The sequence below is a fragment of the Streptomyces sp. NPDC096040 genome (genome assembly GCF_040303265.1).
Taxonomy (GTDB): Bacteria; Actinomycetota; Actinomycetes; order Streptomycetales; family Streptomycetaceae; genus Streptomyces.
The window spans coordinates 129,039-152,845 of sequence record NZ_JBEOTA010000006.1 but is presented as its reverse complement, the minus strand read 5'-3'; the positions used below and the strand labels follow the sequence as shown (position 1 = coordinate 152,845).

Annotated in this window: 19 protein-coding genes; 10 read left to right on the top strand and 9 right to left on the bottom strand. The window is 70.7% G+C overall.

Annotated features, from left to right (window positions below; translation table 11 throughout):
* Positions 1 to 109: 109 nt before the first annotated feature.
* Entirely contained in the window at positions 110 to 3,526 is a 3,417-nt protein-coding gene (locus ABTY98_RS09660; RefSeq protein WP_352220331.1) for a S41 family peptidase, read from the bottom strand.
* 167 nt (positions 3,527 to 3,693) lie between these two features.
* On the opposite strand from ABTY98_RS09660, the gene ABTY98_RS09655 reads away from it, so the two are divergent.
* The 9 genes from ABTY98_RS09655 (at position 3,694) to ABTY98_RS09615 (ending at position 14,528) form a co-directional block, all read left to right on the top strand.
* A complete protein-coding gene (locus tag ABTY98_RS09655) occupies positions 3,694 to 4,299 on the top strand; it encodes a TetR/AcrR family transcriptional regulator (protein ID WP_352220330.1) in 606 nt (201 codons plus the stop codon).
* A 124-nt stretch (positions 4,300 to 4,423) separates the two neighbouring features.
* The gene (locus tag ABTY98_RS09650) at positions 4,424 to 6,646 is read left to right on the top strand and encodes an MMPL family transporter (protein ID WP_352220329.1); all 2,223 of its coding nucleotides are present in this window, start codon (positions 4,424 to 4,426) and stop codon (positions 6,644 to 6,646) included.
* Positions 6,647 to 6,818: 172 nt separating this feature from the next.
* The gene (locus ABTY98_RS09645; RefSeq protein ID WP_352220328.1) at positions 6,819 to 7,337 is read left to right on the top strand and encodes a YbaK/EbsC family protein; all 519 of its coding nucleotides are present in this window, start codon (positions 6,819 to 6,821) and stop codon (positions 7,335 to 7,337) included.
* Positions 7,338 to 7,550: 213 nt separating this feature from the next.
* Positions 7,551 to 7,847 (top strand): hypothetical protein, encoded by a 297-nt coding sequence (locus ABTY98_RS09640; RefSeq protein ID WP_352220327.1) that lies wholly within the window; start codon positions 7,551 to 7,553, stop codon positions 7,845 to 7,847.
* A gap of 244 nt (positions 7,848 to 8,091) precedes the next feature.
* On the top strand, positions 8,092 to 9,033 hold the full coding sequence (locus ABTY98_RS09635) for an ABC transporter ATP-binding protein (protein WP_352220326.1): 942 nt from the start codon (positions 8,092 to 8,094) through the stop codon (positions 9,031 to 9,033).
* Positions 9,030 to 10,379: an ABC-2 transporter permease family protein gene (locus tag ABTY98_RS09630; RefSeq protein ID WP_352220325.1), complete on the top strand. Its 1,350-nt coding sequence runs from the start codon at positions 9,030 to 9,032 to the stop codon at positions 10,377 to 10,379. The genes ABTY98_RS09635 and ABTY98_RS09630 overlap by 4 nt, the downstream gene beginning before the upstream one ends.
* Positions 10,380 to 10,392: 13 nt before the next feature.
* Positions 10,393 to 13,146: a bifunctional YncE/alkaline phosphatase family protein gene (locus ABTY98_RS09625; RefSeq protein ID WP_352220324.1), complete on the top strand. Its 2,754-nt coding sequence runs from the start codon at positions 10,393 to 10,395 to the stop codon at positions 13,144 to 13,146.
* 145 nt (positions 13,147 to 13,291) lie between these two features.
* The gene (locus ABTY98_RS09620) at positions 13,292 to 14,170 is read left to right on the top strand and encodes an NAD(P)-dependent oxidoreductase (RefSeq protein ID WP_352220323.1); all 879 of its coding nucleotides are present in this window, start codon (positions 13,292 to 13,294) and stop codon (positions 14,168 to 14,170) included.
* Positions 14,171 to 14,252: 82 nt separating this feature from the next.
* Positions 14,253 to 14,528 carry a DUF1876 domain-containing protein gene (locus tag ABTY98_RS09615; protein ID WP_352220322.1) on the top strand — a complete coding sequence of 92 codons (276 nt, stop codon included), beginning with the start codon at positions 14,253 to 14,255 and terminating at the stop codon, positions 14,526 to 14,528.
* Between the two features lie 363 nt (positions 14,529 to 14,891).
* Here the strand turns inward: ABTY98_RS09615 and ABTY98_RS09610 are convergent, their stop codons facing one another.
* From ABTY98_RS09610 to ABTY98_RS09585, 6 genes are all read right to left on the bottom strand, one after another.
* The gene (locus tag ABTY98_RS09610; RefSeq protein ID WP_352220492.1) at positions 14,892 to 16,052 is read right to left on the bottom strand and encodes a serine hydrolase domain-containing protein; all 1,161 of its coding nucleotides are present in this window, start codon (positions 16,050 to 16,052) and stop codon (positions 14,892 to 14,894) included.
* A gap of 120 nt (positions 16,053 to 16,172) precedes the next feature.
* Positions 16,173 to 16,619 (bottom strand): organic hydroperoxide resistance protein, encoded by a 447-nt coding sequence (locus ABTY98_RS09605; protein ID WP_352220321.1) that lies wholly within the window; start codon positions 16,617 to 16,619, stop codon positions 16,173 to 16,175.
* 139 nt (positions 16,620 to 16,758) lie between these two features.
* Complete coding sequence (locus tag ABTY98_RS09600) at positions 16,759 to 17,220, bottom strand: MarR family winged helix-turn-helix transcriptional regulator (protein WP_352220320.1); 462 nt, start codon at positions 17,218 to 17,220, stop codon at positions 16,759 to 16,761.
* A gap of 53 nt (positions 17,221 to 17,273) precedes the next feature.
* Positions 17,274 to 18,047: an energy-coupling factor ABC transporter ATP-binding protein gene (locus ABTY98_RS09595; protein ID WP_352220319.1), complete on the bottom strand. Its 774-nt coding sequence runs from the start codon at positions 18,045 to 18,047 to the stop codon at positions 17,274 to 17,276.
* Positions 18,035 to 18,796 carry a cobalt ECF transporter T component CbiQ gene (cbiQ, locus tag ABTY98_RS09590; RefSeq protein ID WP_352220318.1) on the bottom strand — a complete coding sequence of 254 codons (762 nt, stop codon included), beginning with the start codon at positions 18,794 to 18,796 and terminating at the stop codon, positions 18,035 to 18,037. Before cbiQ ends, ABTY98_RS09595 begins: the two co-directional genes overlap by 13 nt.
* Position 18,797: 1 nt before the next feature.
* On the bottom strand, positions 18,798 to 19,847 hold the full coding sequence (locus ABTY98_RS09585) for an energy-coupling factor ABC transporter permease (RefSeq protein WP_352220317.1): 1,050 nt from the start codon (positions 19,845 to 19,847) through the stop codon (positions 18,798 to 18,800).
* Positions 19,848 to 20,028: 181 nt separating this feature from the next.
* Between ABTY98_RS09585 and ABTY98_RS09580 the strand changes: the two genes are divergently transcribed.
* Positions 20,029 to 20,376, top strand: coding sequence for an SsgA family sporulation/cell division regulator (locus ABTY98_RS09580; RefSeq protein ID WP_352220316.1), 348 nt, complete (start codon positions 20,029 to 20,031; stop codon positions 20,374 to 20,376).
* A gap of 10 nt (positions 20,377 to 20,386) precedes the next feature.
* Here the strand turns inward: ABTY98_RS09580 and ABTY98_RS09575 are convergent, their stop codons facing one another.
* Positions 20,387 to 22,057 carry a penicillin-binding transpeptidase domain-containing protein gene (locus ABTY98_RS09575; protein WP_352220315.1) on the bottom strand — a complete coding sequence of 557 codons (1,671 nt, stop codon included), beginning with the start codon at positions 22,055 to 22,057 and terminating at the stop codon, positions 20,387 to 20,389.
* Between the two features lie 103 nt (positions 22,058 to 22,160).
* The gene (locus ABTY98_RS09570) at positions 22,161 to 23,780 is read right to left on the bottom strand and encodes a penicillin-binding transpeptidase domain-containing protein (protein ID WP_352220314.1); all 1,620 of its coding nucleotides are present in this window, start codon (positions 23,778 to 23,780) and stop codon (positions 22,161 to 22,163) included.
* Between the last annotated feature and the right edge of the window lie 27 nt (positions 23,781 to 23,807).

Genomic DNA, 23,807 nt, shown 5'->3' with positions numbered 1-23,807 from the left:
CGCACTGGCTTGGCCGAATTGTGTGGGGCGCCCTTCCTTCTGGAGGGGTGCCCTGCGTTTTTGGGCGCCCACGGGGCGGGGGCGCGGTGTTGGGATGCGCACCGGCGTCTCAAGGAGCTGTCGGTCGTGGGGGCAGTTTGGGGCGGGATCTGTCGGGGACCTCGCTGTAGTCAGGGGGGACTGCCGCCGGGTGGTCGGTCAGGAGGTCCAGGGCCAGTTGGATCGCGTCGTCCATCTCGACGTGGCGGCCCTCCGCCCAGTCCAGGGGGGTGCGCAGGACCTCCACGTCGGGGGCGACGCCGTGGTTCTCGACGGACCAGCCGTACTCCTCGAACCAGGCCGCGTTCATCGGCACCGTGATCACCGTGCCGTCGCCCAGCCGGTGCCGCCCGGTCATGCCCACGACCCCGCCCCAGGTGCGCTGCCCGACGACCGGGCCGAGCCTCAGCAGCTTGATCGCGGCCGTGATCATGTCGCCGTCGGAGGAGGTGGCCTCGTCGGTGAGCGCGACGATCGGGCCGCGCGGGGCGTTGGAGGCGTACGACACCGGCTGGGCGTTCCTCGTCAGGTCCCACCCCAGGATGGTCCGGGTGAGTTTCTCGACGACGAGTTCGCTGATGTGGCCGCCCGCGTTGCCGCGCACGTCGACGATGAGCGCGGGCCGCGAGACCTCCATGCGCAGATCGCGGTTGAACTGGGCCCAGCCCGAGCCGCCCATGTCCGGGATGTGCAGATAGCCGCAGCTGCCGCCGCTCACCTCCCGTACCACCGCACGGCGTTTGGCCACCCAGTCCTGGTAACGCAGCGGCCGCTCGTTGATCAGCGGGAGGACGGCGACCCGGCGCGGCGCCCCCGGCTCGCCGTCGCCCGGCACGAACGTCAGCTCCACCGTCGTACCGCCCGCCCCCGCGAGCAGCGGATACGGCCCGGTCACCGGATCCACCGGCCTGCCGTCCACGTGCGTGAGCACCGCGCCCTCCCGGATCCCCGTGCCCGCGAGCGGTGACCGCGCCTTGGAGTCGGAGGAGTCGCCGGGCAGGATCCGCTTGACCGTCCAGCCGCCGTCCCGGCGTACGAAGTCGGTGCCGAGCAGGCCCTGGAAGCGCTGGTAGTGCGGTGGGCCCTCGTTGCGGCGGGCTGGGGTGACATAGGCGTGCGAGGTGCCCAGTTCGCCGAGGACCTCGCGCAGGAGGTCGGCGAACTCGTCGGGGGAGGCGACCCGTTCGACCAGCGGGCGGTACTGGTCGAGCACCCCGTCCCAGTCGATGCCGCACATCCCGGGGTCCCAGAAGTAGTCGCGGATGAGACGGCCGGCCTCGGCGTACGCCTGGCGCCACTCGGCGGGCGGATCGACCTGGTGCAGGATGCGGCGCAGATCGATCCAGACGGTCGTGTCGGCGTCGCCGGACTCGGTCGACGGCACGGCCCGCAGCTCGCCCTCGTCGACCACGACGAGGCGGCTGCCGTCGCCGCTGACGGTGAACCAGTCCAGGTGGTCGACGAGTTCGGACTTCTTCGCCTTGCTGATGTTGAAGTACTCCAGGGTCGGCCGGCCGCTGGTGTCCGCGGGGTTGACGAAGGTCTCGCCGAGCGCGCCCGAGATCGGCCAGCGCAGCCAGACCAGACCGCCGCCCGCGACCGGGTACAGCGCCGAGTACTTCGAGGCGGTGACCGGGAACGGGGTCACCCGGCTCTCCAGCCCCTCCACCTCGACCGTGACCGCGCCGCCCTCGCCGGGCTCCTCGTCCTCGACGGGGTCCAGACCGCCCGCCGCCGGGCGCCCGTCGGGGCTGAGGGCGAAGGGGGAGGGGGTCGCCGAGGAGAGCGGGACCAGGTACGGGCGGCAGCCGAGCGGGAAGGACAGGTCGCCGGTGTGCACGTCGTACACCGGGTCGAAGCCGCGCCAGGACAGGAACGCGAGATAGCGGCCGTCGCGGGTGAAGACCGGGTTCTCGTCCTCGAAGCGGCCGTTGGTGACGTCGATGACGAGCCGGTCGCTGATGCGGGCCAGCTTGATCTGCCGCAGCGAACGGCCGATCCCTGGATGCGACCAGGTCAACCATGACCCGTCTGGTGAGAAGGCCAGATCGCGGACCGGACCGTTGACCGACTGGATCAACTCGGTGACCACGCCGTCGGAGCCCTCGCCGTCGACGGAATCAACGTCGACGGGGGCAGCGGCATCAACATGGTCAATACCGTCCACAGAATCAACGGAATCAGCAGGGTCGACGGAATCGGCGGAATCAACATCCACCACATCCACAGCGTCAACGGCGTCAATGGAATCAACAGATCCCTCGACGTCCTCAACGTCCTCGGTCACGTCAATGAGCAGCAGCCGCCCGTCGTGCGCCGCCACCGCCAGCCGCTCGCCCAGCGGGTCGGACACCAGTTCAAGGACCCGGCCCAGCTTCCCTGAGGCCAGCCGACGCGGTGGGCGGTCGCCGCTCGCCCGGGGCAGGTGGGCGATCTCGATCGCGTCCTCACCGCCGGCGTCCGTGACGTAGGCGATCTGCCCGGTGGAGCCGAGCATCTCCGGGAGCCGTACCCGTACCCCCGGTGTGTCGGCGATGGTGCGGGCCGGGCCGTCGCGGTGGGTGAGCCAGTACAGGCTGCCGCGTACGACGACGGCGCTGGCCCGTCCGGTCTCGTCGGCGGAGACGCCGTCGACGTGCTGCGCGGCCGGCACCTGGTAGGGGCGGCGCCCGGCGCGCGCCCCGGACAGCCGCACGTCCAGCCTGCGCGGCGTCGAGTCCGGACCGAGGTTGTCGACGAGCCACAGGTCGCCCGCGCACTGGTACACCACCCGGGTGCCGTCGCCGGCGGCGTGCCGGGCGTAGAAGGCGTCGTGGTCGGTGTGCCGGCGCAGGTCGGAGCCGTCGTAGGCGCAGGAGTAGAGGTTGCCGACGCCCTCGTGGTCGGAGAGGAAGGCGATCCGGCCGGCGACGAACATCGGAGAGTGCAGATGGCCGCCGATGTCGGCGAGCAGCCGCTGCCCGTGCAGCCACAGCCGGCCCATGGCGCCGCCCCGGTAGCGTTTCCAGGCGGCCGGTTCGTGCGGCGGGGTGCCGGTGAGCAGCAGGGTCTTCCGCTCGCCCTCGATGTCGGCGACCTGGATGTCCGAGACCGGCCCCCAGGGCAGCTTGCGGCCCGGGTCGCCGTCGGGGAACACCTTGTAGGCCCACGTGAAATAGGAGAACGGCTGCTCCTGGGAGGCCACCGCGAGAATGTCGCCCTCCGGGGTCCAGCCGCACACCTGGGTGTCGGCGCTGCCCCAGTACGTCAGCTGCCGTCCCGGCCCGCCGTCCACGTCGGCCAGGTGGATCTCGGGCACCAGGCTGCGCCAGCTCGTGTAGGCGACCTGGCGGCCGTCCGGCGAGAAACGCGGATGGCCGACCTTGGTGCGGTCGACGGTGAGCCGCCAGGCGCGGCCCGGGGCGTCCAGCGAGGTCAGCCAGAGGTCGTCCTCGGCCACGAAGCACAACAGGTCACCGTGAAGGTGCGGCATGCGCAGATAGCTCACCTCCCCATGCTTTTCCGGGTACAGGGGCCCAGCAACTCGTGGGGACACACGAGTCGCCGACGCACGTGAGACAGCACACGTACGAAACGGTTTCGTTTCTATAGATCTAGGGGTATCTTCAACATGTACGTACAGAGGTACCGACGGAACAGGGAAGGGTGAGTGGCATGGCTGAGGTCGCAACGGCGCGTCGCAGTCGGATCACGCCCGAGCGCGAGGCCGAGCTGTACGAGGCCGTGCTCGACCTGCTCCGCGAGGTCGGCTACGACGCCCTCACCATGGACGCCGTCGCCGCCCGCACCAAGTCCAGCAAGGCCACCCTCTACCGCCAGTGGGGCGGCAAGGCCGAGCTGGTGGCCAAGGCGGTACGGCACAACAAGCCGGGCGCCGCGGGTGCCGGCGTGATCGACACCGGCTCGCTCCGGGGCGACCTGCACGCCCTCACCCTGCGCTCGGACGACTGCGAGATGGAGCAGAACTCCGCGCTGATGCGAGGTCTCGCCATGGCGGTCCATGGCAACCCGGACCTCCTGGAGGCGTTCAGGGAGCATCTGATCGGGCCCGAGTTGGCCGAGTTCCGCCGTGTGTTGCAGCGTGCCGTCGACCGGGGTGAGGTCCGTGCGGACAACCCGGCGATCGACTTCGTGATGCACATGATGATCGGTGGGTTCGCCGCGCGTTCCCTGATCGACGAGCAGCCGCCCACCCAGGCCTTCCTCCTGTCGTACATCGACGCCGTGGTGCTCCCCGCCCTCGGCGCGGCCACCCGCTGACCCTTCCCCACAGCCAGCCCACCTGACGCCTCCGCTCACGTCGTCGGGCCGATCACCCCTGCCCCCCACCGGGTTGATCACCCCTGCCCTGAATACCCCACGACCTGACCGGGAGTACGCCCTCGTGGCCACGTTCCTCTACAAACTGGGCCGGCTCGCCTTCAGGCGACGGCACTTCGTCGCCCTCATATGGGTGGCGCTGCTGACCCTCGAGGGCGTCGGCGCGGCCAGCGCCCCCGCCGCCGGCAACACGTCCTTCTCCATCCCCGGAACCGAGGCCCAGAAGGCCTTCGACCTGCTGGACCAGCGCTTCCCCGGCACCAGCTCCGACGGCGCCACCGCGCGCGTGGTCTTCAAGGCGCCCGCCGGCGAGAAGATGACGGACAAGCTCAACAAGGCGACCGTCAAGAAGACCGTCAGGGAACTGTCCGACGGCTCCGAGGTCGCCTCGGTCACCGACCCCTACAAGGGCAAGGCCGTCAGCAAGGACGGCACGATCGCCTACGCCTCGGTCAACTACAAGGTCTCCGGCATGGAGCTGGAGGACTCCTCACGGGACGCCCTGAAGGCGGCCGCGCAGGACGCGCGGGACGCCGGGCTGACCGTGGAGGTCGGCGGTGACGCGCTCAGCGCCACGCCCGAGACCGGCTCCAGCGAGGTCATCGGTATCGCCATCGCCGCGGTCGTCCTGGTGATCACCTTCGGCTCGCTGCTCGCGGCCGGCCTCCCGCTGCTCACCGCGATCATCGGCGTCGGTATCGGCGTCTCCACCATCACGGCCCTGGCCAGCGCCCTCGACCTGGGCTCCACCACCTCCACGCTCGCCATGATGATCGGCCTGGCGGTCGGCATCGACTACGCGCTGTTCATCGTCTCCCGCTACCGCGCGGAACTGGCCGAGGGCCGCGAACGCGAGGAAGCCGCAGGCCGGGCGGTCGGCACGGCGGGCTCCGCCGTCGTCTTCGCCGGTCTGACGGTCCTGATCGCCTTGGTCGGACTGTCCGTCGTGAACATCCCGATGCTCACCAAGATGGGTGTAGCCGCCGCGGGCACGGTCGCCATCGCGGTCCTGATCGCCCTCACCCTCGTCCCGGCCCTGCTCGGCTACGCCGGCCGCAAGATCAAGCCCGCCGGTGAGAAGAGCAAGCTGTTCGGCGGTGGCCGCGCCGCGAAGAAGCACGCCGGCAAGCCGAACATGGGAACCCGCTGGGCGAGCTTCGTCGTACGGCGCCCGGTCGCCGTGCTGCTGCTCGGCGTCGTCGGTCTCGGCGCGGCGGCGGTCCCCGCGTCCTCCCTGCAGCTCGGCCTCGGCGACGACGGCTCCCAGCCGACCTCCACCACCCAGCGCCGCGCCTACGACCTGCTCTCCGACGGCTTCGGCGCCGGCTTCAACGGCCCGCTCATGGTCGTCGTCGACGCCCGGGACAGCGACCACCCGAAGTCCGCGTTCAACGAGGTCGACAACGAGATCAAGGGTCTCAAGGACGTCGTCACGGTCGCCCCGGCCAAGCCCAACAAGGCCGGCGACACCGCGACCATCACCGTCATCCCGAAGTCCAAGCCGTCCTCGACCACCACCGAGGACCTCGTCCACGCGATCCGTGACAAGGGCACCGAGATCACGGCCGACACGGACGCGAAGGTCCTGGTCACCGGCTCCACGGCGATGAACATCGACGTCTCGCAGAAGCTCAACGACGCGCTGATCCCCTATCTGATCCTGGTCGTCGGCCTCGCCTTCCTCCTCCTGATCGTGGTCTTCCGCTCGATCCTGGTCCCGCTGAAGGCCGCCCTCGGCTTCCTGCTCAGCGTGATGGCGGCTCTCGGCGCCGTCGTCGCGGTCTTCCAGTGGGGCTGGCTGTCCGGCCTGCTCGGCGTCGAGGAGACCGGCCCGGTCATGTCGATGATGCCGATCTTCATGGTGGGCGTCGTCTTCGGCCTGGCCATGGACTACGAGGTGTTCCTCGTGACCCGGATGCGGGAGGCGTACGTCCACGGCGAGAAGCCGAGCCAGGCCGTCGTCACCGGCTTCAAGCACGGGGCTCGGGTCGTCACGGCCGCCGCCGTCATCATGATGGCCGTCTTCTCCGGCTTCATCGGCTCCAGCGAGTCCATGATCAAGATGATCGGCTTCGGTCTCGCGATCGCCGTCTTCTTCGACGCGTTCATCGTCCGTATGGCCATCGTCCCGGCCGTGCTCGCTCTGCTCGGCAAGCGCGCCTGGTGGCTGCCGAAGTGGCTGGACCGCCTGCTGCCCAACGTCGACGTCGAGGGCGAGGGCCTGCGCGCTCTGTCCGGCAACGACGCCGGCAAGGACGACGAGGACCGGGAGCTGGTACGCGCCTGACGCGCAGCTCGTGAAAGACCGCCGGTGAGGGCCCGTGGGGACGGGGCGCCCTCACCGGCTTCCTCGTGCCCCGCACGGACCGCGGTGTCAACCCGCGCATCACGGCGTCGACTGCACGCATCGCGGCGTTAACCACTCGCATCACCTCGGCCGCTTGGTTGGCGTGCCCCCTATGACGACGACAGCCGCCACTGACGCCGACGCCGGGGGCTCCGGAGCCCATCCCCGTTTCGCCGCCGCTTCGGAGGAGCTGGGGCTCGGGGAGCTGACCTCCAGGGTCCGGCGGTTCCCGGATGCGACGCGTACCGCGGCCGAGGCCGCCGCCGCGATCGGATGCGAGCTCAGCCAGATCTGCAAGTCGCTGATCTTCGCGGCCGACGGGGTGCCGGTCCTGGTGCTGATGGACGGCGCCTCCCGGGTCGACGTGGAACTGGTGCGCAAGGAGCTCGGCGCCGAGAAGGTCACCCGGGCCAAGGCGGACGTCGTACGCGAGACGACCGGGTACGCCATCGGGGGCGTGCCGCCGTTCGGGCACCGTACCCGCACGCGCGTGCTCGCCGACCGGGCGCTGCTGCGGCACGACGTGGTGTGGGCCGCCGCAGGCGACCCCCACGCCGTCTTCCCGATCACGCCGGCCGCCTTGGTCGAGCACGCCGGCGCCAGTGTCGTGGACGTGCGTGAGGGCGCGTGATCCTGGACCTGCTCAGTCACGCCGGACGCAGAACAGGCGCGCCGCGACAGCCAGTACCAGCCGGCCGCGATGAGGTACGAACCAAGACGTTCATCGGGCACTGCCGGTGACCACACCCGCCAAGCTGACGGGGTGTAGGCATCGGCTGCCAGGAAGGACCCGTAGACCCTGGGGGGCGCGCCGCTCCGGCCACGCGCCCAGAGCAGGGCGCCAATGGCGGCAAGCACGCTTGTGGACTGCACCGCCTTCGCGGTGGGGTGCCTCCTCACGGTGGCGGGCGGTGTCTCCGTCCTCTCCGGACGGGCGCCGTCCTGGCCGCGGCACGTCGAGCGGACCCGGCTGTTCGGGGTGTGGGCGCTGTGCCTCGGGCTCTTCTGCGTCACCCAGCCACCGGCGCTGCGCGACGAGGTGACAGGGCTCGGCGCCGCCGCGGTGGATGGCCGCGTCGCGCTGCTGCTCGTTTCGGCGGCCGCGCTCCTGCTGGGGGTCAGGAAGCCCCGCGGCCAATAGCGGTTCTGGTCTCGCACAAGGGCCGGCCCCCGCTTCCTGAGGGAGGGCGGGGCCCGGCCCTTGTGGTACGCGCGCGTGACATGCGGGCGTTGCCCGGGTCCGACGTCAAGTCGGCAGCCGGTCCGAACGACTTGCCGTTGCCTTGACGAACCGTTCCTCGAACGTTCAGCCGACCGTCTGTGCCTGGGTTGTGTGTCCTCCATAAAGTCCCTGCGGATTGCGGAAGAAGGGACGCACGGGACTCATGGACACACTCCACGCAGTCCGGGCCCGAGGGATCACCAAGTGCTTCGGCGACGTCGTCACACTCGACACCGTCGACCTGGATGTGACGCAAGGTCAGATCCACGGCCTGGTCGGACCGAACGGCGCCGGCAAGACCACACTGCTCGGCCTGCTGCTGGGTCTGGCCGTCGCCGACGGCGGCCGGCTCGAGATCCTCGGCACGCCGGTCGACCGGGCGCTCGCCGCACCCGACGGCGTCGCCGGTTTCGTGGACGCGCCCGGTCTCTACCCCTCGCTCACCGCCCGGCAGAACCTCGCCGCACTGGCCGCACTCCGCGGCCTCGACGCGGGGACGGCGGGCATCGACGACGTGCTCGGCCAGGTCGGGCTCACCGATGTCGCCGACGACAGGACCCGCGGCTTCTCCCTCGGCATGCGCCAGCGGCTCGGGCTCGCCGCCGCCCTGCTGACCAAGCCCCGGCTGCTCGTGCTCGACGAACCGTCCAACGGCCTCGACCCGGCCGGGAAGAGACATGTGCACCGCGTCCTCACCCGGCTCGCCGCGCAAGGAACCAGCGTGGTGCTCTCCAGCCACCGTATGGACGACCTGGAGGCACTGTGCTCCGAGGTCACCATCCTCGCGACCGGGCGGATCGTCTTCTCCGGCCCGCTGAGCAAGCTGGCCGCCGAGAACCGTGAACTCGACTACCGGCTGCGCACCTCCGACCCCGAGGCCGCGCGCCGGTTCGCCGCCGACACGACCGGCATCCGGATCGTCGACGACAGCGGCGTGCGGCAGGACGCCGACATGCTCGTCGTACGCGCCCTGGTGCCCGCCCTGGACGAACTCGTCGCCAAGGTCGTGCGGTCGGATGTCGCGGTGCGTGAGCTCGCCCCCGTCGTATCGCCGCTGGAGGCCGCGTTCCTCGCCCTCACCGAGCAGCAGGAGGCCGGCCGATGACCGTGGCCACAGCCGAAGGCACCGTCGTTCCCGCCCGCCGCGTCCCCGTGTCGCGGGGCTACCGCTTCGAACTGGTGAAGCTGGTCTCGCAGTGGCGGATCCGCCTGCTGGTCCTCGCCTGCTGGATCGCGCCGGCACTCTTCGTCGCCGGGGTGAGCCAGCAGAGCACGCTGCCCGCCGACACGCTCTTCGGCCGGTGGATGCACGCTACGGGCTGGGCCGGCCCGCTGGTGATGCTCGGTTTCGCGGGCACCTGGGCGCTGCCGCTGCTGACGTCGGTGGTCGCCGGTGACGTGTTCGCCTCCGAGGACCGGCTCGGTACCTGGCGCCATCTGCTGGTGGCGGTCCGCTCGCCCGCGCGGATCTTCGTGGCGAAGTCACTGGCCAGCCTCACCGTCATCCTGTTGCTGGTGGCCGGTCTGGCCGTCTCCAGCGCGGTCGGCGGACTGGTGGCGGTCGGTGACCAGCCCCTGGTGGGACTGGACGGGCACCTGCTGACGACGGGAGACGCGGCCGGCTGCGTCCTGCTCGCCTGGGTTGCGGCCCTCGCCCCGACCCTCGCGCTCGCCGCGATCGGCCTGCTCGGCTCGGTCGCGCTGGGCCGCTCCCCGATGGGGCTGCTGCTTCCCCCGATCGTCGCGCTCGCGATGTCGGTCGCCCAGATGCTGCCGCTGCCCGTAGCCGTCCGCCTCGCCCTGCCCACCTACGCCTTCATCTCCTGGAACGGACTGTTCACCAGCCCGGCCCAGCTCGCCCCGCTCCTGATCGCCGTCGCGGTCAGCCTGGTCTGGGCGGTGCTCGCGACCGTACTGGCCTATGTGCTGTTCGTACGGCGCGACTTCACCAACCCGGCCTACGACGGTTCCGGGCGCCGCGCGATCACCTTCGGCGTGCTGCCGCTGGCCGCGCTGACCGCCGTCACCGTCGGAGGGATCGCCGTGGCCACCCCGTCGACGGGTTCGGGAATCGAGCAGGACAAGGTGCAGCGGTCCCTCGCCACGGTGTTCGGCCATCTCTACCGACTGCAGACGCAGCAACTCCACCGACCCGCCGTCACCGAGGCCCAGCTGCGGGCCACGGCGGCATGCACCAAGAGCGACGGCCAGGCCGCCCAGGAGGGGGCGGGCAACGACTGGCGTTGCGTAGTGAGCTGGCATCTGCCCGGCGTCTCGGTCACGGGGACGGCCGTCTACCAACTCGACATCACCTCAGACGGGCGGTTCGTGGCCGACGGCGACGGTCCCAAGGAAGTGAACGGCTACTTCCTCGTGCGGACTTCGACCGGCGACGCCCCGAATCCGCTGTGGCAGTTCGACGGCAACGTCGATCTGCTCGACACCCACTGAAGGGAACAGTTCCGTGCAGGTAGTCCGCCAGCGTCGGATCAACCAGAACAAACCGGTCAACGTTTTTGGTAGACGAGTCGGTCGCCGCACCATGCTGGTGACGGCGGGCATCGCCGTCGCCCTCGGCGTCACAAGCACCGCGGTCGCCTCGACCTACCAGTTCGGCACCCAGCAGGTCGGCCAGACCACCGCCAACGGCCAGGTGGTCTCCGCCGACCAGTACATCAACCCCTACGGCAGCCGCACCGTCATCAACGACGGCAAGATCATGTCGTCGACGGTCAGCCCGGACGGCACCCACCTCGCGGCCTCCATCGCCGACGGTGACGCGTCGCTGGTCGTCATGGACCTCGCGACCGGGCAGGTGAAGCAGAAGGTCGGCACCAACGCGGCGGACAACCTGCGGATCAGCAGCGGCGCGGTCGGCCAGGAAGGCCCGACGTACTCGCCCGACGGCAAGCAGCTGTGGCTCGGACAGGCCAACGGCTACACCAAGTTCACCGTCAACGCCGACGGCACCCTCTCCACCCCGACAGCCGTTCCGATCCCGGCCGACGGCTCCAAGCAGGCGCTGGTGGGCGCGGCGGTGTTCTCGGCCGACGGCTCCACCGTGTACTCCGCGGTCAACGGCCAGAACAAGGTGGTCGCGATAGACGCGGCGACCGGAACGATCAAGCAGAGCTGGGCAGTCGGCAACGCCCCGCGCGGTCTCGCCCTGGTCGGCGGCAAGCTGTACGTCAGCAACGAGGGCGGCCGCCCGGCCAAGGCCGGTGACACCACCATCAACTCCTACGGCACCAATGTCGTGGCGAACCCGAAGACCGGCGCCGCCACCACGGGCACGGTCAGCGTCATCGACACCGCCGACCCGTCCGCCGCCGTCGGCACCGTCGACGTCGGTCTGCACCCGACCGCGGTGTACGCCAAGAACGGCGCGGTGTTCGTCACCAACACCGCCGACAACAACGTGTCGGTCATCGACAGCCGCAAGGACAAGGTCGTCCAGACCATCGCGACGCAGCCGTGGCCGGAGGCCTCGGTCGGCTACGAGCCGAACGCGGTCACGCTCACCGACGACGGCCGGCTGCTGGTCACGCTCGGGCGCGCCAACGCGGTCGCCGTCTACCGCTACACCTCCGCGCAGCAGCCCGCCCGCTACGTCGGCCTGCTCCCCACCGACTACTTCCCGTCGGGGATCACCGCCCTCGGCAAGAAGGTCGTCGTGGCCAACACCCGTGGCATCGACGCCCTGCGTCCCGACGCCGCCGGCCACAACACCCACGACACCACGTCGAGCCTGACCCAGTTCACGATGCCGAGCGACCAGGTCGTCAGGTCCGAGACGGCCAAGGTGTTCAAGCAGAACGGCTGGACGTCCAACTCGGTCAAGACCGCCAAGGGCAACAGCAACAAGAAGGCCGTCCCGGTTCCGAAGCGGATCGGCGACCCCTCGACGATCAAGCACGTCTTCCTGCTCGTCAAGGAGAACCGCACCTACGACCAGGTCTTCGGCGACATCCCGCAGGGCAACGGCAACTCCTCGCTCACCCAGTTCGGCGAGAACGTGACGCCGAACCAGCATGCGCTGGCCCAGCAGTTCGGCCTGTACGACAACTTCTACGACGTCGGCACCAACTCCGCCGAGGGCCACAACTGGCTTATGCAGTCCGACAACCCGGAGTACACCGAGTCGTCGGCCGGCGAGTACACGCGCAGCTACGACACCGAGGACGACGTCCTCGGCCACCAGAAGTCCGGCTTCATCTGGACCGGTGCGCAGGCGGCCGGGAAGTCCGTCAAGGACTTCGGCGAGTTCCAGTCGATCGAGAGCAAGCCGGCCGGAGCGACCTGGCAGAACCTGTACTGCGACAGCAAGAACATGGCCGCGACCGGGGCGCAGACCGCCTACCCCATCAAGACGGGCTCGGCGATCCCCTCGCTCAACGACGTGTCGGTGCAGGGCTTCCCGCTGTTCGACCTCAACGTCCCGGACATCTACAAAGAGCAGATCTGGAAGCAGGACTTCGAGAAGAACGGTCCGGCGAACCTGAACATGTTCTGGTTCTCCAACGACCACACCGGCGGCCCCGCGAACGCTGCCGCCGAGGTCGCCGACAACGACCTCGCGGTCGGCAAGATGGTCGACGAGATCACCCACAGCAAGTACTGGAAGGACTCGGCGATCTTCGTCGTCGAGGACGACTCCCAGGCCGGCCTCGACCACGTCGACGGCCACCGTGCCCCGGTCCAGGTCATCAGCCCCTACGCCGAGCACGGCACCGTCGACAGCCACTACTACTCGCAGATCACCATGGTCCGCACCGTCGAGCAGATCCTCGGGATCCACCCGATGAACCAGCTCGACAGCGCCGCCACCCCGATGTACGGGGCGTTCACCAAGAAGGCGGACAACACGCCGTTCACGGCGGTCCCCAACCGGACCTCGCTGACCCTCGGCGTGAACCCGCAGCCGTCCTGCGGCTCGGACACCCCGGCGGCCCAGGACACCAAGGCGGCGGCCGCGCCGACGACCGTGTCCGTGCCGGCGGCCCAGAAGACCGTCGCGGCGCAGTGGAAGACCTGGGCGTCGCACCAGCGGCTGACCGGCGTGAACGCCGTGCCGGACTATGCCAACCCCACCCAGATGAACCGGTACACCTGGTACCAGACGCACAACTGGACCAAGCCGTACCCCGGTGACAAGAAGATCTACGCACCGAACGACGTTCCGGGCGCCTACCTCCCGTCGTCGGAGAACGACGGCTGATCCGGCCTCCGTCACGTCAAGGGGTCCGGGCCGGCGTCACTGCCGGTCCGGGCCCCTTGTGCGTGTCATCGGGCCCGAGCCGCACGCGAGACGGCGCGCCGTGCGCCAAGCTGGCTGTGGAAGACACGAACGACAGGGAGACGTCATGACCGACAAGCCGACCGTGGCCCTGCTGGGCACCGGCATCATGGGCGCCGCAATGGGCCGCAACCTCCTGAAGGCCGGGCTCACCGTCCGCGCGTGGAACCGCACCCGCGCCAAGGCCGAACCCCTCGCCGCCGACGGCGCCCAGGTCACCGACACCCCCGCCGAGGCCGTCGAGGGCGCCGACGTCGTTCTGACCATGCTGTACGACGGCGCGACCGCCCTGGAGGTCGTCCGCGAGGCCGCCGACGTGCTGCGGCCGGGGGTCGTCTGGGCGCAGTCGACGACCGCCGGACTCGACCAGATCCCGGAACTGGCCGCTTTCGCCCGCGAGCACGGCCTGGTCTTCTACGACGCCCCGGTCCTCGGCACCCGCCAGCCCGCCGAGGACGGACAGCTCACCGTCCTGGCCGCCGGTCCCGAGCAGGGCCGGGAGACGGTCGCGCCGGTCTTCGACGCCATCGGCGCCCGCACGCTGTGGACCGGCGACGACGGGTCCTCGGCCGCCGCGACCCGGCTGAAGCTGGTCGCCAACAGCTGGGTCCTCGCGGTCACCGCGGCGGCCGGCGAGGTGGTGGCCCTGGCCCAGGCCCTCGACGTCGACCCCCACGGCTTCTTCGACCTGATCGCGGGCGGCCCGCTCGACATGGGCTATCTGCGGGCCAAGGCGCAGCTGATCCTCGATGGCGGGATGACCCCGCCGTCCTTCGCGGTGGACACGGCCGGGAAGGACGCCCGGCTGATCGTCGCCGCCGGCGCGAGCCACGGTGTGCGCCTCGACGTCGCCGAGGCGGCCGCCGAACGCTTCGCCCGCGCCGCCGCCCAGGGACACGCCGACGAGGACATGGCCGCCGCGTACTTCGCGAGCTTCGACAAGTAGCCGGTGACCGGGGGCCGCGCCGACGTGACGGCTCGGCCCCCTGAGGAGCACCCTGGAAGCAGCGATTCCGGAGGTGGTCCCCATGATGCAAACCGCTGTGGGATGGCACGTCGAGCTGGAGTTCCTGGAGGACGACCCGCACACGCGCGCGGTGGCCATGGTGCGTCTGCCCGACGGCACCGAGGTACGCGCGCACGGGCACGCGAGCCGTCATGACTCCGACAGCAATCAGCCCAGAGTGGGCGAGGAGATCGCGGGAGCCCGCGCGTTGAACGAACTGGCCATGCAGTTGCTGACCAAGGCGCATGGCGAGATCGACGCGGACTCCGGACGGCACTCGCACCCGATCAACGTGTGAGGCGCGCGATCGCGCGGGCGCGCAGTGCGTGGGCCGGTTGAACGGCTTCGTCGGGCTGCTGCTCGCCGCCGTCGGCGTGGCAGTCTGGCGGCGATGCGCGTGGCACGGTGGCGCGGGCGCTGGGGTGCGTGCGGCGGGTGAACGGCTTCGTCGGGCTGCTGTTCGCCGCCGTCGGCGTGGCAGTCTGGCGGCGATGCGCGTGACAGGGAGGCGCGGGCGCCGGGGCGTGGCACGGTGGCGCGGGCGCCGGGGTGCGTGCGGCGGGTGAACGGCTTCGTCGGGCTGCTGCTCGCCGCCGTCGGCGTGGCAGTCTGGCGGCGATGCGCGTGACACGGAGGCGCGGCGCCGGGGTGCGTGCGGCGGCTACGACAGCGCCGTGCGCACCGCCCGTACCAGCGCCTGCGCCCGCGGGTCCGCCGTCACGCTCTTGCGGAAGCCGTTGGTGACATAGCCGAAGGCGATGCCCGACTCGGGGTCGGCGAAGCCGAGCGCGCCGCCGCGGCCCGGGTGGCCGAAGGAGGCGGGGGAGAGCAGCGGGGACGCGCTGCCGTGCAGCATGTAGCCGAGGCCGAAGCGGGTGGAGACGACCAGCACCCGGTCCGGCCCCGCCGACTGCTCGGCGCGGGCCAGCTCCACGGTCTCCGGTGTGAACAGCCGCGTGCCGCCGTCGACCTCGCCGATGAGGGAGGCGTAGAAGCGGGCCAGGCCGTCGGCGGTGGCGATGCCGTTGGAGGCGGGGAGGGCGGCCGCACGGTAGGCGGGGTCGTTCTCGTCCGGGAGCGGGCTGATCGCGCCGAAGGCGCGGCGGGTCAGGGACCCGGGATCGGCGTACGCCTCGGAGACGGCCCGCTTGGGCCGGGTCCGCAGCGCGCCGGCGGTCTCCGGGGCCTCGACGGGCCCGACCCGCCCCACGCGCGCGTGTTCCGCCTCCGGCAGCCCGAGCCACAACCCGGCGCCGACCGGCCCGGCGATCTCGTCCGCGATCCACTCGCCGATCGGCCGCCCGGTCACCCGCCGCACCAGCTCACCGGTCAGCCAGCTGTACGTCTGCGCGTGATAGCCGTGATCGGTGCCCGGCTCCCACACCGGCGCCTGCGCCGCCACCGCGGCCGCACCCAGATCGGGGTCGGCGGCCTCCGCGGGCGTGAGCGGCCGGTCCAGCACCGGCACGCCCGCGCGGTGCGCGAGCAGATGCCGCACCAGCGTCCGCTCCTTGCCGGCCGCCTTGAACTCCGGCCAGTAATCACCCACCGGAGCGTCCAGGTCCAGCGCCCCGCGCTGCCGCAGAAGCAGCAGTACGGCGGCGGCGACGCCCTTGGTCGCCGAGCGCACGATCTGGGCCGTGCCCCGCTCCCAGGGCGCCTCGCCGTCGACGTCCTCGGAGCCGCCCCACAGATCGACGACCCGGTGCCCGTCCCGGTACACGGCCACCGCCGCGCCCCGGTCCCCGAGCAGCTCGAAGTTCCTCGCGAACGCGTCCCTGACCGGCTCGAAGCCCTCGGCCACAGTGCCGTTCACGTCCACGTCCGTCACGTCCTTCCTGATCGCCTGCGCCCGTGGGTGCAACGCCCCTGCGGAGCCTGCGATTCCGCGGTACCGGGGCCGTACGGGCGTGAGCTGCGCCTCAGTGGGGGAGCGGTGCGGTCAGCCGAGCACGATCGTCACGTCGATGTTGCCGCGTGTCGCGTTCGAGTACGGGCACACCTCGTGGGCGGCGTCGACCAGCTTCGCCGCGGTGTCCGGGTCCAGGACCGGGAGGGAGACGCTGAGCGCGACGGCGAGGCCGTAGCCGCGCTGCTTGTTGGGGCCGATACCGACCTTCGCGGCGACCGTGGAGCCGGTCAGGTCGTAGCCCGCGCGGTTGCCGACCAGGATCAGCGCGTTGTGGAAGCAGGAGCTGTAGCCCGCCGCGAAGAGCTGCTCGGGGTTGGTGCCGTTGCCGTCCCCGCCCAGCTCCGGAGGCATCGCGACCTTGAGCTCGATCTGGCCGTCCTGGCTGGTCACATACCCGTCCCGGCCGCCGTGTGCGGTCGCCTCGGCGACATACGTGATCTTCGTCGGACGGGTGTCTACGGTGGCGCCTTCGGTCACGGCGGGACCTCCCCCAGGGCAGAAACGATGGTGGGCAACACGGTGGTGTGCAAGTACATCGTGCACAAGGTACCGACCGGTAGGAAGTCTTCGGACTGCCAGGGGTGGGGAAACCGCGGGTAACGGGGCGCGGGCGCTGCTACACGGGGCGCGAGGCCGCGTTGCTCGCCCGGTCCGCGAGCACCCGCAACTCATCGCGCAACCGGGCCACGTCCGCGCCGTCGAGCCCCGTCGCCGTGAGCAGGGCGCCGGGTACGCGCGCTGCGCGCTCCCTCAGTTCCTCCGCACGCCCGGTGCACGCGACGAGTACCGAGCGCTCGTCCCGCTCCGCGCGCTCCCTGCGCACCAGACCCGCCGCCTCCAGCCGCTTCAGCAGCGGTGACATCGTGCCGTAGTCGAGGCGGAGCGCGCCGACCAGGTCCTTCACCGTGGTCTCGCCCCGCTCCCACAGGACGAGCAGCACGAGGTACTGGGGGTAGGTGAGCCCGAGTTCGTCGAGGAGCGGGCGATAGGCGGCGGTCACGGCGCGCTGCGCCGCGTACAGCGCGAAGCACAGCTGGTCGTCCAGCCGTAGCGACCCCGTGTCCTCTTGATGCGTCACCCGCCCATTGTCACGGACGCGGGGACGCGTGGGACGGCCGTCACGGAAACGCGTCACACGCCCCCGCGTCCCGCCCTCGCCGCGCGCGGGTCGAAGCCGAACGGCAGCTCCAGCCGGTGCGCGCGCATCAGCGTGTTGTCCGAGAGGAGGTCACCGGTGGGGCCGTCGGCGGCGATCGTGCCGTCGCTCAGGATCAGGGAGCGCGGGCACAGCTCCAGGGCGTAGGGCAGGTCGTGGGTGACCATGAGGACCGTGACGTCCAGCGAGCGCAGGATGTCGGCGAGTTCGCGGCGGGAGGCCGGGTCGAGGTTGGAGGAGGGCTCGTCGAGGACGAGGATCTCCGGTTCCATGGCGAGGACGGTGGCGACGGCGACCCGGCGGCGCTGGCCGAAGGACAGGTGGTGCGGCGGGCGTTCGGCGAAGCCGGCCATGCCGACCCGTTCCAGCGCGGTACGCACGCGTGCTTCGAGTTCGGCGCCCTTCAGGCCGGCCGCCGCCGGCCCGAACGCCACGTCCTCGCGCACCGTCGGCATGAACAGCTGGTCGTCCGGATCCTGGAAGACGATGCCGACCCGGCGCCGGATCTCCGCCATGTGCCGCTTGCCGACCGGCAGTCCGGCCACCGTGACCGTCCCCGCGCCGCCGCTGAGAATGCCGTTGAGGTGCAGCACGAGGGTGGTCTTGCCGGCGCCGTTCGGCCCGAGCAGCGCGACGCGCTCGCCGCGTGCGACGGCGAAGTCCACGCCGAACAGGGCCTGGTGCCCGTCGGGGTAGGCGAAGGCGAGGCCGGAGACCTCCAGCGAGGCGGTGGCAGTCACAGGGCCCATCCCAACACACAGACGACAAGGGCGGACAGGGGCAGCGCGAGGGCGTGGGACCACTGCGCCCGGGACGCGGTCACCTCGTCGATGACGGGCATCGAACCGGCGTACCCGCGGCTCACCATGGCCAGGTGGACGCGCTCCCCGCGCTCGTAGGAGCGGATGAACAGCGCGCCGGCGGACTTCGCGAGCACGCCCCAGTGGCGCACGCCCCGCGCCTCGAAGCCGCGCGACTCCCGTGCGATCCGCATCCGGCGCATCTCGTCGGTGATGACGTCGCCGTAGCGGATCATGAAGGAGGCGATCTGGACGAGCAGCGGCGGGAGCTTCAGCCGCTGGAGCCCGAGGAGCAGTTCGCGCAGCTCCGTGGTGGCCGCCAGGAGGACGGAGGCGGCGACGCCGAGGGTGCCCTTGGCGAGCACGTTCCAGGCGCCCCACAGGCCGTTCACGCTGAGCGAGAGGCCGAGGACGTCGATCCGCTCGCCCTCCGCCACGAACGGCATCAGCACCGCGAAGGCGACGAACGGCACCTCGATCAGCAGCCGGCGCAGCACGAAGGACGCGGGCACGCGCGCGTGGTGCGCGACGCACGCGAGGAGCACGGCGTACAGGGCGAACGCCCACATCGCCTCGCGCGGTGTCGAGACCACGACCACCACGAAGGCGAGGGCGGCGGCGAGCTTGGTGTGCGGGGGCAGCGCGTGCACGGGGGAGCGCGCGTGCCGGTAGAGCCTGTGGGCGTGCCCGACGCCCATGTCAGAGCGCCTCGGACGGCTCTTCGGCGCCCCGGCGCCTGCGCACCGCCCAGAACACCGCGCTGCCCGCGACGACGGTCACACCGACGCCGATGACGCCCGCGAGGCCGCCGGAGAGACGGGCGTCGGAGACGTCCCTGAGGCCGTAGTCGGCGAGTGGGGAGTCGGCGGCGGCGTGCTCCTCCGCCTTCACGTCGATGCCCTTGTCGTGGGCGACCTTCTCCAGCCCGTCGGGGTCGGCGGAGGCGTAGAAGCTGACGAACCCGGCGAGGACCAGGGAGGTGACCAGGCCGGTGATCCACAGCGCGCGCCGCGAGGTGCGCGCCGCCACGGGCGCCGTGGGCGCCGGCTTCGATGGGACCGCGTCCACCAGTACGCCGTTCACGCGCAACTTCAGCCCCTGCCGCAACTCGCGCGCCCCGTACACCAGGTCCGGGCGTACGGCGATGACGGCGCCGACCGTGAGCGCGGTGATCGCGGCCTCGCCGATGCCGATGAGGACGTGCACACCGATCATGGCCGTGGCCACCTTGCCGATGGACACGTCGGTGGTGCCGCCGATCGCGTAGAGGAGCGTGAAGGCGACGGAGGCGGCCGGGACGGAGAGCAGGGCGGCGACGAAGGAGGCGGCGGTCACCGAACGCCGGGTGGGCGGCAGTACCTTCAGCAGGCCCCGGAAGACGGCGTACGCGACGACGGTCGTCACGATCGCCATGTCGGTGATGTTCACGCCGAGCGCGGTCAGGCCGCCGTCCGCGAACAGGATGCCCTGCATCAGCAGGACCACGGACACGCACAGGACGCCGGTACAGGGGCCGACGAGTATCGCGGCCAGCGCTCCGCCCAGCAGATGGCCGCTTGTTCCGGCCGCGACGGGGAAGTTGAGCATCTGTACGGCGAAGATGAACGCCGCCACCAGACCGGCCAGCGGTGCCGTGCGCTCGTCGAGTTCACGGCGGGCGCCGCGCAGGCTCACGGCGAGGGCGCCGGCCGCGACCACCGCGGTGACCGCCGAGGTGGGGGCGTCGATGAATCCGTCAGGTACATGCACGGATCGATTTTAAGGTGTTGTTGCGAATCTTTTGCAAGAGCGAGGGAGTCGTGTATCGCACATGCGTGGGCGTGCATGAGATGCGACGGCCTCCACAAGCACAATCTGGAAAATGTGCGACATTGGAGAAGAAGCGGATGCACAGCTTTCGCAAAGGTAACGGAGCGTAAAGGGCAGTCCGATGTCTGTAGTCGAGCAGTACGCGCGAGCCCACATCGTCACGGACGAGGACGCGCCGGAGGACCCGGGCGCGGTGCCCGTCGTCCTGCGCTACGACCCCGAAGCCGATCCGCGATCGGTGCGGGTGGGCCTGCCCGGGACGGACGAGTGGACGTTCTCGCGCGCGCTGCTGGAGCAGGGACTCAGGGCACCGGCGGCGAGCGGTGACGTACGGGTGTGGCCGCTGGGACGGGTGCAGGCCGTGGTGGAGTTCCACTCCGACCACGGCACCTCGGTGGTGCAGTTCGAGTCGAAGGCGCTGCTGCGCTTCCTCAGGCGCACCTACATGGCCACCCCCGTGGCCGGCTAGCGCTCCTGTCCTACAGCGACGACCCCAGTTTCAGCAGCGCCGCCACGATGGGCCCGGCCGTGTCGCCGCCGTGGCCGCCCGCCTGGACCACGCCCGCGGCCGCCAGATCGCCCTTGTACGCCGTGAACCAGCCGTTCGGCTTCTTCTGCCCGTCGACCTCCGCCGAGCCCGTCTTGGCGCCGTAGTCCGGGCCGAGACCGGCCATCGCCTTGGCGGCCGTACCGTACGCCGCCGTGTACTGCATGACCTCCTTCAGCTCGGACTGGGTCTTCGCGGACATCGTGCGCGAGGCCTTCGCCACCGTCCGGTCGTCGACCGAGGGGGAGACCAGGTACGGCTGGTGGAAGGTGCCGGTCTCCACGGTGGACGCCACCGACGCCATGTTCAGCGGGTTCATCCGCACCCCGCCCTGCCCGATCAGCGAGGCGCCCATCTGCGCGCCGCTCTGCACCGGGACCGAGCCGTCGAAGGTCGGTACGCCGATGGCCCAGTTGTTCATGCCGAGGCCGTAGACCTGCTGGGCCTCGGTGGTCAGGTCGCTGTTGGACAGCTTGGGCGCGAAGTTGATGAAGGCGTTGTTGCAGGACGCCCCGAAGGCCATCTTGAACGTGCCCTGCTTGATCTCGGAGCCGTCGTCGTTGTGGAACGTCCACCCGGCGAGCTTGTACGTCTTCGGGCACGGGTGCGAGGCGTCAGGGGTGACGAGCCCCTTCTCGAACAGCATCGTGGAGGTGACGATCTTCATCGTGGAGCCGGGGGCCAGTGAGCCCTGGAAGGCCACGTTGAAGCCGTGGCTGGAGTTGGCCACGGCGTAGATCTCGCCGGTCGACGGGCGCATCACGACGACCGAGGCGTTCTTCTGTGTGGTGACCTGCTTCTCGGCGGCGGCCTGGAGGGTCGGGCTGAGCGTCGTCTTCACGGTGCCCGGCGTGCCCTTGCTGAGCTCCAGGAGCGTCTTGTCGGACAGCTTCGCCTTCTCGGACGCCGTGCCGCGCACCACGCGCAGTTCGACGCCCGCCTTGCCGCCGGCCTTCTTGCCGAACTTCTCCCGCAGCCCGTCCAGGACCGTGCCCAGTGACGGGTACTTGGCGGTGGTGATCTCGCCGCCGTCGCGGTCCAGGGCCTTCACGGGCGGGGTGCCGGACTCGCCGGTGACCAGGGTGTCGCCGTCTTGGAGGTCCGGGTGGGCGACCGAGGCGTGCCAGTCGACCACCGGCTTGCCGTCGCTGGTCCGCCGGACGACGGTGAACGAGGAGTCGTACGCCAGTGGCTTGCTGACACCCTTGTACGACACCGTCGCCTTGACGGAGAACGGCACCTTGGCGCCCGTACGCGTGCCCTCGGTGAGCGTGACGCCCGTGATGTGGGCGTCCTTGGTGTAGCCGGTGAGGAGCGCGACGCAGGCCTTGGCGTCGTCCGTGACGGCGGCGGCCTGCGTGACCTTGCCCTGCTGCCAGGACGCCAGGAAGGTCCTGGCCGTCGTCTGCACCTCGGTCGCCGACAACGGCCCGGTCTTGACGGGCTTGCTGTCCGACGACTTCGTCGACGCGGCGTCGGCGGCCCCGCCGCCGTACACCGCGTAGATCCCGAAGCCGGCGCCGACCACGACGACGGCGATCAGCCCGCCGATGACGGCGGGTCTGTTGTTCCGTCGTTCGACGACGCGTCTTCTGTTGCCCACAGCTCAGTTCCTCCGCGCACTTCCTCAGGGTCCCCGCCGCCCCGTAGCCCTCACGCACCCCAACGACGGCAACAGCCTAGAGTCCCGCCCTGTGGGAGTGACTTCAGCCACCGATCCGTAGCACACTCGCGACAATCGGACCGGCCGCGTCAATGCCGTGACCGCCGTCCTGGGTCATGGCCGCGGCCGCGACGTCATTGCGGTAGCCGGCGAACCAGCTGTTCGACTTGGACTGGCCGTCGACCTCCGCCGAGCCCGTCTTGGCGCCGATGCTGCCGTGCAGTCCGCTCATCACCCCGGCAGCGGTGCCGCTGGTGGCGGTGCGGTTCATCATCGTGCGCAGCTGGCCGACCGTACTCGCCGACAGGCCCTTGGCGGTGGCCAGTTCGCGGCCGTCCAGTTTCTGTGAGACGAGCACCGGCTGCCGGAAGGTTCCCGTCATCGCGGTCGCTGTCACCGACGCCATGTTCAGCGGGCTCACCTGCACCTGGCCCTGGCCGATCAGGTTGGCCGCGGTGTCCGGGCCGCCGGAGGCGGGGACGCGCCCGTCGAAACTCGGGATGCCGACCTTCCAGTCGTTGCGCCCGAGTCCGAAGCGGTCCTCGGCCTCCTTGGTGAGCGAGTCGACCTGGACCGAGTCCGCGTACTTCACGAACGCCGTGTTGCAGGACCGCGCGAAGCTGTCCGAGAGGGTGGCGTTCGGATCCGGCTGAAGTCCCTTGAGGTTGCTGAAGGTCTGGCTCTGCCAGGTCGCGGTCGGCGGACAGGGCGCCGGGCCGTTCATCGTGGTGAGCCCGGTGTCGATGAGGGTGGCCGCGCTGATGATCTTCATGGTGGAGCCGGGTGCCAGCTCGCCGAGGAAGGCCGCGTTGAAGCCGTCCTCACGGTGGTTGGCGACCGCGAGCACCTCGCCGGTGCTGGGCTTGACGGCCACCACCGACGACTCGGCGTACTTCGTCACCGCCGACTCGGCGGCGGCCTGCACGCGCGCGTCGAGCGTCGTGCGCAGCCTGCCGGCCCTGCCCTCCGCGAGGGTCAGCAGGGTGGTGTCGGCGGACTCCTCGGACGCGTGCTGGATCACCAGCTCCACGCCCGGGGTGCCGCCCGCCTTGTCGCCGTAGCGGCTGCGCAGCTCGTCCAGGATCGGGCCCAGGGACGGGTACTTGTCCTTGCTGAGGACCGTGCCGTTGCGGTCCACGGCCTCGATCGGCGGGCTCGCCGCCTCACCGGTGGACAGTGTGTCGCCGCGTCCGAGCTGCGGATGCACCACGGACGGCCGCCAGTCGACGAGCGCGCGGTGCGTGGTCTCGCCGCGCACGATCGTCAACGTGCTCCTGTAGGCGAGCGTTTTCGACTTCCCGTCGTAGGACACCGTCCCCTTCACGCTGAACGGCACGGTGGCGCCGGTCGCCCTGCCGGGCGTGATGTGCACGTCCTTGATGTGCGCGGTGGCGCTGAAGGAGGTGAGTACCGGTTCGGCGTCGGCGGAGTCGTTCGTGTACGACGCCGCGGTCACCGACTCGCCCTTCTCCCAGGCCGCGAAGAACTTCCGCGTGGTGTCCTTGATCTCGTCCGTGGTGGGCGGCCCGGTCCGAACGACCGGTGTGCTGCTGCCGCCGTCGCCCCGCAACGTCGACAGCACGTTGTAGGCGCCGTACCCGGCTCCGCCCACCATCACGGTGCAGACGCTGCCGACTATGGCCGCCTTGACCCCCTTGCGCATGGCGCGAATCCCCTCCCCGTGAGCTTT

Excerpts from the sequence above, each read along its gene's own strand:
- ABTY98_RS09645 (WP_352220328.1), top strand. The coding sequence starts at position 6,819 with ATGACGACGACAGCCGCCACTGACGCCGACGCCGGGGGCTCCGGAGCC.
- cbiQ (WP_352220318.1), bottom strand. The coding sequence starts at position 18,796 with ATGGGCGTCGGGCACGCCCACAGGCTCTACCGGCACGCGCGCTCCCCC.
- ABTY98_RS09640 (WP_352220327.1), top strand. The coding sequence starts at position 7,551 with ATGGCGGCAAGCACGCTTGTGGACTGCACCGCCTTCGCGGTGGGGTGC.
- ABTY98_RS09570 (WP_352220314.1), bottom strand. The coding sequence starts at position 23,780 with ATGCGCAAGGGGGTCAAGGCGGCCATAGTCGGCAGCGTCTGCACCGTG.
- ABTY98_RS09635 (WP_352220326.1), top strand. The coding sequence starts at position 8,092 with ATGGACACACTCCACGCAGTCCGGGCCCGAGGGATCACCAAGTGCTTC.
- ABTY98_RS09620 (WP_352220323.1), top strand. The coding sequence starts at position 13,292 with ATGACCGACAAGCCGACCGTGGCCCTGCTGGGCACCGGCATCATGGGC.
- ABTY98_RS09655 (WP_352220330.1), top strand. The coding sequence starts at position 3,694 with ATGGCTGAGGTCGCAACGGCGCGTCGCAGTCGGATCACGCCCGAGCGC.
- ABTY98_RS09595 (WP_352220319.1), bottom strand. The coding sequence starts at position 18,047 with ATGGGCCCTGTGACTGCCACCGCCTCGCTGGAGGTCTCCGGCCTCGCC.
- ABTY98_RS09630 (WP_352220325.1), top strand. The coding sequence starts at position 9,030 with ATGACCGTGGCCACAGCCGAAGGCACCGTCGTTCCCGCCCGCCGCGTC.
- ABTY98_RS09615 (WP_352220322.1), top strand. The coding sequence starts at position 14,253 with ATGATGCAAACCGCTGTGGGATGGCACGTCGAGCTGGAGTTCCTGGAG.
- ABTY98_RS09580 (WP_352220316.1), top strand. The coding sequence starts at position 20,029 with ATGTCTGTAGTCGAGCAGTACGCGCGAGCCCACATCGTCACGGACGAG.